This window comes from Pseudonocardia sp., assembly GCF_025465255.1.
Lineage (GTDB): Bacteria > Actinomycetota > Actinomycetes > Mycobacteriales > Pseudonocardiaceae > Pseudonocardia.
Window position 1 is genome coordinate 35,275 of record NZ_JAODNI010000025.1, and the last position, 10,206, is coordinate 45,480.

Here is a 10,206-nt window from a genome sequence, read left to right on the forward strand (position 1 = left end):
GCCACGGTGCCCCCCGCCGCCGCACGTGCGCTGGACGAGACCCTCAACTCCGTCATCACGTGGATCGACCCCGGTGACGGCGCGGGGCACGGCCCGCTCGGCGGCCTGCGGCTGGGGCTCAAGGACAACATCGACACGGCGGGCATCCTCACCACCTGTGCCTCCGCCTTCTTCCACGAGCGCGTGCCCGAGGCCGACGCAGAGGTCGTGGAGCGGCTCCGGGCCGCGGGGGCAACGATCACGGCGAAGCTGAACATGGCCGAGTTCGCCGTCGGTGTGACCAGCCAGAACTCGGCGTACGGAGGATGTCGGAACCCGTGGGACCCGCAACGGATCCCTGGCGGCTCGAGCGGGGGGTCGGGCGTCGCCGTCGCCGCCGGCCTCGTGGATGCGGCGCTGGGCACCGACACCGGCGGGTCCGTTCGCCTGCCGGCAGCGATGTGCGGTGTCTCGGGACTTCGGCCGACGGTGGGACGGATCAGCACCGCCGGTGTCTTCCCCGTCAGCACGGTTGTCGACACCGTCGGGCCCATGGCCAGGACCGTTGCCGACCTCGCCCGGCTCTTCGCCGTGCTGGCCCGCTCCCACCAGCCGGCTCGACCCGCGATCGGGAGGTTGGGCATCCCCACCCACTTCTTCACCGACGGTGTCGACCCGGGCGTCAGGGCCGTTGTGGCGGCCGCCGCATCCGACCTCGGAGCGCTGGGGATGGACCTGGTCAGGGTGACGCTGCCCGGGGTGGACACCGCACAGGACGCCGTCTACACCCTCGTCTACTCCGAGCTGTCCGAACTGCACCGCGACCGGCTTCGGAGCGAACCAGACCGGTTCCACCCGGACACGCTCGCGCGGGTCCGGCTCGGGCTCTCGCTGACCAAAGACGACCGAACCCGAGCGCTCCGAGCCCGAGCGAGCTTCCAGGCCGCTCTCGATGATCTCTTCACCGAGGTGGATGCCATCCTGACGCCGACCATGCCGATCGACGTGCCGCGGCGCGGCGGAGGAGACGTCATCGCCGTGGCCCGGCACCTGGGCCGGTTCACCTACCCATGGTCCTTGCACACCGGTCCGACCCTCGCACTTCCCGTGGGCTCCCACCCGGATTCAGGGATGCCCGTCGGTGCCCAGCTGACCGCGGCGGCCGGGCAGGAGGACGTCCTCCTCACCCTGGGTGCGGCCTACCAGGAACGGACGAGGTGGCACCGGCGGCGGCCACCCTCCAGCCTCGAGGGAATGTTGTGATCAGGGCCCGCCGGAGCAGGTCCACCTCCTCACGCGGGGTCCGCACGAGCGATAGCCTGCACCGCGGGGCCGCTCGAGCGCCGTGTGATTGAGGAGTGCGATGAAACGCGCTGACGGGACAGCAGGCCCCCCCGCCTACGCCGCCGTGGCGCGGCAGATCCGCGACCACATCCTCGCCGGCGAACTCGCCCCCGGCGCCCGTCTACCCAGCGAGTTGGAGCTCAGCGCCCAGTACGGAGTCGGCCGCAGCACCATCCGCGAGGCGTTGAAGGTCCTGGCGAGCCAGAACATCATCTCCACGACCCGCGGCGTCACCGGAGGCAGCTTCGTCGCCGTCCCGAGCGTCAGCGACATCAGCGCCCACCTGGAGACCGGCGTCGGGCTCATGACCGCGGTCGAGACCGTGTCGGTGGACCAGCTGATCGACGTTCGGCAGATGCTCGAGGTACCGGCCGCCGGGATCGCCGCATACCGTCGCACCGACGATCACCTGGATGCGCTGCGCCGATCGATATTCGACCCGAGCGGTGCGCAGGGACCCGAGACCTACGCCCATAACCAGGAGTTCCATCTGGTGCTGCTCCGCGCGGCGGGCAACCCTCTGCTAGAAGTGATCACCATTCCGATCTTCCGGGTGCTCTCCAGCCGCTTCGGCCGTGACCGCGCACCGGGCGGATTCTGGCAGTGCGTCGATGCAGACCACCGCGCGTTGCTCGCGCGGGTCGAGGACGGCGACTCGATGGGAACGATGAGTGCGATGCGCCGACACCTGGACCATCTCGGTGACGCGTACACGAGAATGGACCGGCTCCACCGCCGATGATGCGGCGCACGTCGTCCTGATTCGCACCCTTCGCCCCGCTGGGCATCATCACCGCCGCGGCGCGCCTCGTCCGGGGCGCGATCCGCCGGGGTGTTGCTCACGCCGGGCAGCCGCTGCCCGGGCTGGACGCCGACCCGCTGCAGCGCGAGGGCTCGGCGCTGCTCGCCGTGGCCGCCCGGCAGCTGGCCGAGGGACTACCTGAACGATGAAGCCACGCAGCGCCTGGCTCCACGCGCGACGGCGGTCACGCCGGGGTGCAAGCCGCCGATGCCCTCGCCGCCGGTGCGGCGGCCGCCTCGGTGACCGTGTTGACCGCCTCTTGGCCGTCGGCGCACACAGCGACGTCCTGCGGTGCGAACCCGCGTGTCTTCCGCTCGCACACTAGGGACGGATTGGATCAGCCGGCCAGACATCGTCCGTACGGGCTAGTACCTCGTGCCGCAGGCCACGGACTGGACACTGCTTCAAACCCGAGGACCCCGGGGGTGGTCCACGCCGGCAGTGGCGTCCGCCAAGGTGGTGTGCGGCAGGCCCTGGTGAGGGGCGTGGCGTAGGCGTTCATCGACACTCTGATGTCCTCCGAGGCCGACGCGGTCTGCGGCGCCGGCTACGGCGAGCGCAGCGACGAACGTACCAACGTGCGCAACGGCTACCGCCACCGCGACTTCGACTCCCGCGCCGGCACCCTGGATGTAGAACGCCTTGCTGGTCGGGTCGAGCCCGACGGCGCAGAACGCGGACTGGTAGAAACCGCTCAGACCAAGCCCTGAGCCTTATCGTCGATCATCAGGTCGGGGAGACGATGCATCCGGGCTAAGGCAGTTCCCGCACCCGTTCAGACCGGGTACTGCCACGCCACTGCGGACGCCATTCCTGTCTTGGAGACCTTTCATTCCTGTACCTCTTGACGGTCACTTGTGATCCTAGACACACTTCTATGCGGCGCGGGCCATCTGTCGAGCGCAGACCGCCTCGACGACGAGCGTGCATCGCGCAGGGAGGCCCACGTGGTGACCACACCGGGCGGTCAGCCCCCGCAGAGCGACCCCTCCCAGGAGTCGGGCGTTCAGATCCCGCAGGTCGGTTTCGCCACTCCGAGTACGGGCCGCACCGTTCTGGTCACCGCGACCGCGGCACTTGGTGGCTTCCTCTTCGGCTACGACACCGCAGTGATCAACGGCGCGGTGAAGGCAGTCGGGGAGGCGTTCCACGCGTCGCCCCTGGTCCTGGGGTTCGCGGTCGCCGCGGCGCTCATCGGCTGCGCCATCGGCGCCTGGTTCGCGGGCGCGCTCGCCGACCGGCACGGCCGGATCAGGGTGATGATCCTGGCCGCGATCGCGTTCGCCGTCAGCGCGCTGGGTGCCGGTTTCGCGTTCTCCATCTGGGATCTCGCGTTCTGGCGCCTGATCGGCGGGCTCGGCGTCGGCGCCGCATCGGTGATCGCTCCCGCCTACATCGCGGAGATATCGCCTGCCCACCTGCGCGGCAGGTTGGGCTCGCTGCAGCAGCTGGCCATCGTCACGGGCATCTTCGTGGCCCTGCTGGTGGACTACGCGCTGGTCGCCGGCTCCGGCTCGGCATCGGCACCGCTGTGGTTCGGCCAGGCGACGTGGCGGTGGATGTTCCTGTCGTTGCTGGTGCCCGCGGTCGCCTACGGCCTGCTGGCCCTGACGATCCCGGAGTCGCCCCGGTACCTGTGCGCGAAGGAGCGCCTGGGTGAGGCGGCGACCGTGCTGCGCCGGTTCGTCGGCGGGGACGTCGACGAGCGGATCAAGGAGATCATCCGGACGCTCAGGGGCAAGAAGGGCGAGGGCGGCTTCGCGACCATCCGCGGTCCGCGGCTGGGGTTGCTCCCGATCGTCTGGGTCGGGATCGGGTTGTCGGTCTTCCAGCAGTTCACCGGCATCAACGTGATCTTCTACTACTCGTCGGTGCTGTGGCAGGCCGTCGGCTTCGACGAGAAGGACGCGCTGGCGATCACGGTGATCACGTCGGTCACCAACATCCTCACGACCATCATCGCCATCGCGCTGGTCGACCGGATCGGCCGCAGGCCGCTGCTGCTCATCGGCGCGATCGGGCAGTTCGTCTGCCTCGGCGTCCTGGCGTTCCTGTTCGGTACCGCACCGGTCATCAACGGCACGCCGACCCTCGGGTCGGCCGGCCCGATCGCACTCGTCGCGGCGAACCTGTACGTGGTGTTCTTCGGCGCCACCTGGGGTCCGGTCGTCTGGGTGCTGCTCGGTGAGATGTTCAACAACAAGATCCGCGCCATGGCGCTGTCGGTCGCGGCCGCGGCGCAGTGGGTGGCGAACTTCATCATCTCCACGACGTTCCCGGCGCTGTCCTCGGTCGGGCTGGGTCTGGCGTACGGCGTCTATACGTTCTTCGCCTTCGTGTCGATCTTCTTCGTGATCAGATACGTCAAGGAGACGAAGGGACGCGAGCTGGAAGAGATGGTCTGACGATGGCCGCGCCGACGTCGACGGTCCGTGATCTGCCCAATGCACTGCACGACGACGGCCGGTTCGCCGAACGCATGGCCGGTCGCCGCCCGGCGGTGTTCCTCGACTACGACGGGGTGCTGACGCCGATCGTCGACCGGCCCGAGGACGCGCTGATCTCCGACAGCATGCGGGAGACGGTGCAGGCGCTAGCCAAGCGGTGCCCGGTCTGCGTGGTCAGCGGCCGTGACCGGCCGGTCGTGCAGGAGTTGATGGGTGTCGACGACCTGGTCGTCGCCGGCAGCCACGGGTTCGACATCTGGAGCCCCACCGAGGGCACGATCCAGCATGACGCCGCCAGCGGGTTCGAGGACGTGGTCGCCGAGGCCGCGGACCGCCTCCGCGCGGAGGTGGGCTCGATCCCGGGCGTGGTGGTCGAGCCGAAGAAGGCTTCGGTCGCGGTGCACTTCCGGCTCGTCGACCCGGCTCAGCACAAGCGCATCTCCGACACCGTCGACGCCATGCTCGCCGAGCAGCCGGACCGGCTGAAGGTCACGCCGGGGAAGATGGTCTACGAGCTCCAGCCGAAGATCGACTGGAACAAGGGCCGGGCCGTGCTCTACCTGCTGCAGACCCTCGGCCTCGACACCGACGACGTCGTGCCCATCTACCTCGGCGACGACATCACCGACGAGGACGCCTTCCGGGCGCTGGCCGGTGGTCGCGGCATCGGGATCATCGTCGGGCACGCCGATGATCCCGAGGTGGCCGATCGGGCCACAGCCGCGGATTTCGTGCTCCCCTCGCCAGCAGAGGTGGAACAGCTGCTCTCCACTCTGGCCCGCTGACGGGCCGTTTCGCCGTACCGAGAGGGAACCTGTGTCCGACTTCGCGATCGCCTACGACAACTACGACCCCGGCAATGAGGGTTTGCGGGAGTCGCTGACGTCGACGGGCAACGGCTATTTCTGCACCCGCGGCACGGCCGAGTGGGAGGACGCCGACGGCGTCCACTACCCGGGCACCTACGCCCACGGTGGCTTCAACCGGGAGACCACGATCCTCGGCGGCCGGCCGGTGCTGAACGAGGACCTGGTCAACCTGCCCAACTGGCTCGTCCTCAAGCTGCGGATCGAGGGCGAGGACGCAATCCGGCTCGAGAACGTCGAGCTGATCTCCTACGAGCACTCCTACGACATCCGGCTCGCGATGGTCCAGCGCGTCATGCGGTTCCGCGACCGCGCCGATCGCGAGACGACGCTGCGCAGCCGCCGCTTCGTCAGCATGGCCCACAGCCACCAGGCCGGGATCGAGTGGACGCTGACGCCCGAGAACTGGTCGGGGCGCGTCGAGGTGATCTCCGGGCTCGACGGCCGGGTGACCAACCAGATGGTCGCCCGGTACCTCGAGCTGGAGGGCCGCCACCTCGACCCCGTCTCCCCCCGCACCTTCGGGCCGGAGACCATCGCGATCAAGGTGCAGACCCGGCAGTCGAACATCTACGTGGCCGAGGCCGCCCGCACGCGCGTGTTCCGCGACGGCGCGCCGGTACAGGCGGAGCGCAGCCTGCACCAGATGGTGGACTACATCCAGCAGGTGATCGCGTTGGACGTGACGCAGGGCGAGTCCGTGCGCGTGGAGAAGATGGTCTCGCTGTTCACCTCGCACGACAACGCGATCACCGAGACGCTCGCGGCCGCGGGGCGGCACGTGCTGCGCTACCCGGACTTCGCCGAAGCGCTGGAGGAGCACGCGTCGGCGTGGACGGAGCTCTGGGAGGTCTGCGACGTCGAGCTCCCCCACGAGCCCCGGGTGCAGCTGCTGCTGCGCTTCCACGTGGGCCACGTGCTGCAGGTGTGTTCACGGCACACGGCACGCCACGACGCCGGCGTCCCCGCACGCGGGCTCAACGGCGAGGCCTACCGCGGCCACGTGTTCTGGGACGAGCTCTTCGTCTACCCGTTCCTGAACTTCCGGCTGCCCGACATCACCCGTGGCTTGCTGCTGTACCGCTACCGCAGGCTCACCGAGGCGCGCGCCGCGGCGCGCGAGGCCGGCTTCCGGGGCGCGATGTTCCCGTGGCAGAGCGGCAGCGACGGCACCGAGGAGACGCAGGTCGTCCACCTCAATCCGCTGTCCGGGCAGTGGGATCCCGACCACAGCCACAACCAGCGGCACGTCAACGCCGCGATCTTCTACAACGTCTGGAAGTACTACCAGGCCACCGACGACCGGGAGTTCCTCCGCGACTACGGCGCCGAGCTGATGCTCGAAATCGCGCGGTTCTGGGCGTCGGCCGCCCACTACAACCCGGAGCGCGACCGCTACGAGATCCACGGCGTCATGGGACCCGACGAGTTCCACGAGCGCTATCCCGGCTCCGACGAGGGCGGGCTGCGCAACAACGCCTATACCAACGTGATGGTCGCCTGGATCGCCGACACCGCGCCGCGCGTGCTGAGACTGCTGCCGGTGAGCCGCCGGGAGGCGCTGCGTGCCCGGCTCGGGCTGACCGACGACGAGCTGCGCACCTGGGACGAGATGAGCCGCAAGATGTACGTGCCGTTCCATCCGGACGGCATCATCAGCCAGTTCGAGGGCTACCTCGACCTCGAGGAGCTCGACTGGGAGCGCTACCGGGCCCAGCACACCAACATCCAGCGCCTCGACCGGATCCTCAAGGCCGAGGGCGAGGACCCCGACCGGTTCAAGCTGGCCAAGCAGGCCGACACGGTCATGCTGTTCTTCCTGTTCTCCGACGAGGAGCTCCGGACGTTGCTCGGGCGGCTCGGCTACGCGCACGATCCGGAGCTGACCCGGCGCACGATCGACTACTACGACCGGCGCACCTCCCACGGCTCCACGCTGAGCCTCGTGACCCACGCGGGCGTCCTGGCCGACATCGATCCGAAGAGCTCGTGGGACCGGTTCATCGTGGCGCTGGAGAGCGACATCGGCGACGTCCAGGGCGGGACGACGAAGGAAGGCATCCACATGGGTGTCATGTCCGGAACCCTGGACCTGTTGCAGCGCTACTACGTCGGCAGCGACGTCCGGGAAGGCGTGCTGTATTTCGAGCCGACCCTGCTCGACCGCCTCGACGGACTGGTGTTCTCGATGCAGTTCCGCGGTACTCCGTTACGGGTGTCGATCGCCGGCGACCAGCTGACCGTGCTCGCGCTGCCCGAGGGCTTCCGCGGACCGGTCAGGATCGGCGTCGGCAGCGAGGTGCGCGAACTCGGCGCGGGCGACAGCACGGTGTTCCGCTTGTCCCACGAAACCGGGCCGGCGGATCCGAACCACCTGAGCAACGCGGAAGGGAGCCACCATGGCGACAGGCTTTGAGGGGGCCATCTTCGACGTCGACGGCGTGCTCGTCGACTCCCCCCACGAGCGGGCCTGGAAGGACTCGCTGCGCGAGCTGATGGAGTCCGACTGGGCCGACATCAGGGACCAGAGCTCGTGGTCGGACGATCGGTTCACCCCGCAGGTCTACCAGCAGGTCATGTCCGGCAAGCCCCGCGCCGCCGGCGCCCTGGCCGCCCTGGAGTACTTCGAGGTCCCCGACGCCAAGGACCGGGTCGAGGCCTACGGCGCGTACAAGCAGGACATGGTCGTCAAGCTCATCGAGGCGGGCGAGTTCGAGGCCTACCCGGACGCGCTGCGTTTCGTCCTCGCCGTGAAGGGCGCGGGCATCCCGATCGCCGCCGCGTCGTCGTCGAAGAACGCGGGGCTGTTCCTGCGCCAGATCCGGCTCGACACCTTCGCTGAGCAGAATGGCCTGTCCTACGACTTCCTGACCCCGGGACTGAGCCTGCTCGACTCGTTCGATGTCGACATCTCCGGACGTGACTTCGCCCAGGGCAAGCCGCACCCCGAGATCTTCCTGACCGGCGCGTCCGAGCTCGGCGTCCCGCCCGAAGACTGCTTCGTGGTCGAGGACGCGGCGAGCGGGGTCCAGGCCGCGAAGGCGGGTGGGATGGCGGCGATCGGCCTCGCCAGGGCCGACGACGAGAAGCTGCTCGCGGCCGAGCGGGCCGACCTCGTCGTCACGTCCCTCGACGAGATCGACGTCACGGCGCTGAGCCGGCACGAGCTCGTCCGGCGGACGTCGTGAGCAGCCCGGCCCAGCCGGCCTCGACGGCGGACACCGGCCCCCGGCCGGTGCGCGACACCACCGAGGGCACGCTGGCCATCGGCGTCGACATCGGCGGCACGAAGATCCTCGCCGGGGTCGTCGACCGGGGCGGTCGCATCGTCGCCCAGACCCGCCGCGAGACGCCGGCCGACGACCCGTCGAAGACCCAGGACACCATCGCCGACGCGGTCCGCGAGCTGACCAGCTCCTACTCCGTGGTGGGAATCGGCCTGGGTGCCGCGGGCTTCGTCGACGAGCGGCGCTCGACGGTCATGTTCGCGCCGAACCTGGCCTGGCGCGACGAGCGCCTGCGCGAGTCGCTCGAGGAGCGGCTCGGGCTTCCGGTGGTCGTGGAGAACGACGCCAACGCCGCCGCGTGGGCGGAGGTCCAGTTCGGGGCCGCCCGCGGCGAGACCCATGTCGTGATCCTGACGATCGGCACGGGTATCGGTGGGGGCGTCGTGCTCGACGGGGAGCTGTATCGGGGCCGCTACGGGGTGGCCGCCGAGGTCGGGCACCTCAACATCGTCCCCGACGGCCGGAGATGCGGATGCGGCCTGCAGGGCTGCTGGGAGCAGTACGGCAGCGGGCGCGCGCTCGTCCAGGAAGCGCAGGAGCAGGCCACGGTGTCCCCGTCGATGTCCCGTGAGCTGCTGCGGCTCGCGGGAGGCCGCGCGGAGGACATCACCGGCCACATGGTGACCGCGGCCGCCCGTTCCGGGGATGTCGCGGCGCTGCAGTGCTTCGACGAGCTGGGCAAGTGGCTCGGCAGGGGCATGGCCCAGCTGGCCGCGGTCCTCGACCCCGGGATGTTCGTCATCGCCGGTGGCGTCTCGGAGGCAGGCGAGATGTTGCGGGCGCCGGTGGAGGCCGTCTTGCGCAAGAACCTCACCGGCCGCGGACACCGTCCCACCGCGCAGGTCCGCATCGCCGAACTGGGCAACGAGGCAGGCCTGGTCGGCGCCGCCGACCTCGCCCAGCAGCACTGAGTAGCTGGCCCTCGATACAGCCGCCGCGTCACGCTTCCCCTCCTTATATGGGCGGTGTGGAGGCAGAATCGCGAGGCCTATATCCGGGGCGCTCTCCCGACGGTCGTCGAACTCGACGGCGGCATCTTCTGAGGCAGACCGGTGGCCGCCACGCGACCCGCTACATCCGGATCCGATCCGCCGGCCGTGCTCGCGGCCGACCTCGATGCGTCCGAGGGATCGGCCAGAGACCGTCGGATCGGATCACGGATCGCTGCCGCTCGCCCCAGCCGCCGCCGAGGACAACGGGTCATCCGTGTGCCGGAGCTACGCGCCAAACCCGACGGTGTCTTCGAAGGCGCGGTACAACCGCGGGCTCTGAAAGCGGTCCGAGGACCCGATCAGCAGGAGGCACGAATCGTCCGTAGCGTCCACCCAGGGTTGTGATCGGCGCCCGGGGCCGTGCAGCTCAAGGCCTCGGCGGTTGGGCACACAGCCGTCGAGGCCGCCCAGCGAGCGTCCTGCGTCAGGCGAGTTGTCCCCTGAGCCCGCCGTCCTGCCGGCACCAGCACCGGTGGATCCGCTCGGTGC

Annotated in this window: 7 protein-coding genes and 1 pseudogene; all 8 read left to right on the forward strand. The window is 69.7% G+C overall.

The annotated features are described in order from the left end of the window. Positions 1-6 precede the first annotated feature (6 nt). The 8 genes and pseudogenes from JWP64_RS02435 (at position 7) to JWP64_RS02470 (ending at position 9,636) form a co-directional block, all read left to right on the forward strand. Entirely contained in the window at positions 7-1,242 is a 1,236-nt protein-coding gene (locus JWP64_RS02435; protein ID WP_297491763.1) for an amidase, read from the forward strand. A 145-nt stretch (positions 1,243-1,387) separates the two neighbouring features. Further along, positions 1,388-2,065: an FCD domain-containing protein gene (locus JWP64_RS02440; protein WP_297491764.1), complete on the forward strand. Its 678-nt coding sequence runs from the start codon at positions 1,388-1,390 to the stop codon at positions 2,063-2,065. 533 nt (positions 2,066-2,598) lie between these two features. Then, positions 2,599-2,760: pseudogene (locus JWP64_RS02445) on the forward strand (transposase); the annotation flags it as partial. 312 nt (positions 2,761-3,072) lie between these two features. Beyond that, entirely contained in the window at positions 3,073-4,530 is a 1,458-nt protein-coding gene (locus tag JWP64_RS02450; RefSeq protein WP_297491766.1) for a sugar porter family MFS transporter, read from the forward strand. A gap of 2 nt (positions 4,531-4,532) precedes the next feature. Next, on the forward strand, positions 4,533-5,357 hold the full coding sequence (otsB, locus tag JWP64_RS02455) for a trehalose-phosphatase (protein WP_297491768.1): 825 nt from the start codon (positions 4,533-4,535) through the stop codon (positions 5,355-5,357). Between the two features lie 31 nt (positions 5,358-5,388). Beyond that, on the forward strand, positions 5,389-7,854 hold the full coding sequence (locus JWP64_RS02460) for a glycosyl hydrolase family 65 protein (RefSeq protein ID WP_297491770.1): 2,466 nt from the start codon (positions 5,389-5,391) through the stop codon (positions 7,852-7,854). Next, the gene (locus JWP64_RS02465) at positions 7,838-8,626 is read left to right on the forward strand and encodes an HAD family phosphatase (protein ID WP_297491772.1); all 789 of its coding nucleotides are present in this window, start codon (positions 7,838-7,840) and stop codon (positions 8,624-8,626) included. Before JWP64_RS02460 ends, JWP64_RS02465 begins: the two co-directional genes overlap by 17 nt. Continuing rightward, positions 8,623-9,636, forward strand: coding sequence for an ROK family glucokinase (locus tag JWP64_RS02470; protein ID WP_297491775.1), 1,014 nt, complete (start codon positions 8,623-8,625; stop codon positions 9,634-9,636). The genes JWP64_RS02465 and JWP64_RS02470 overlap by 4 nt, the downstream gene beginning before the upstream one ends. Positions 9,637-10,206: the final 570 nt, after the last annotated feature.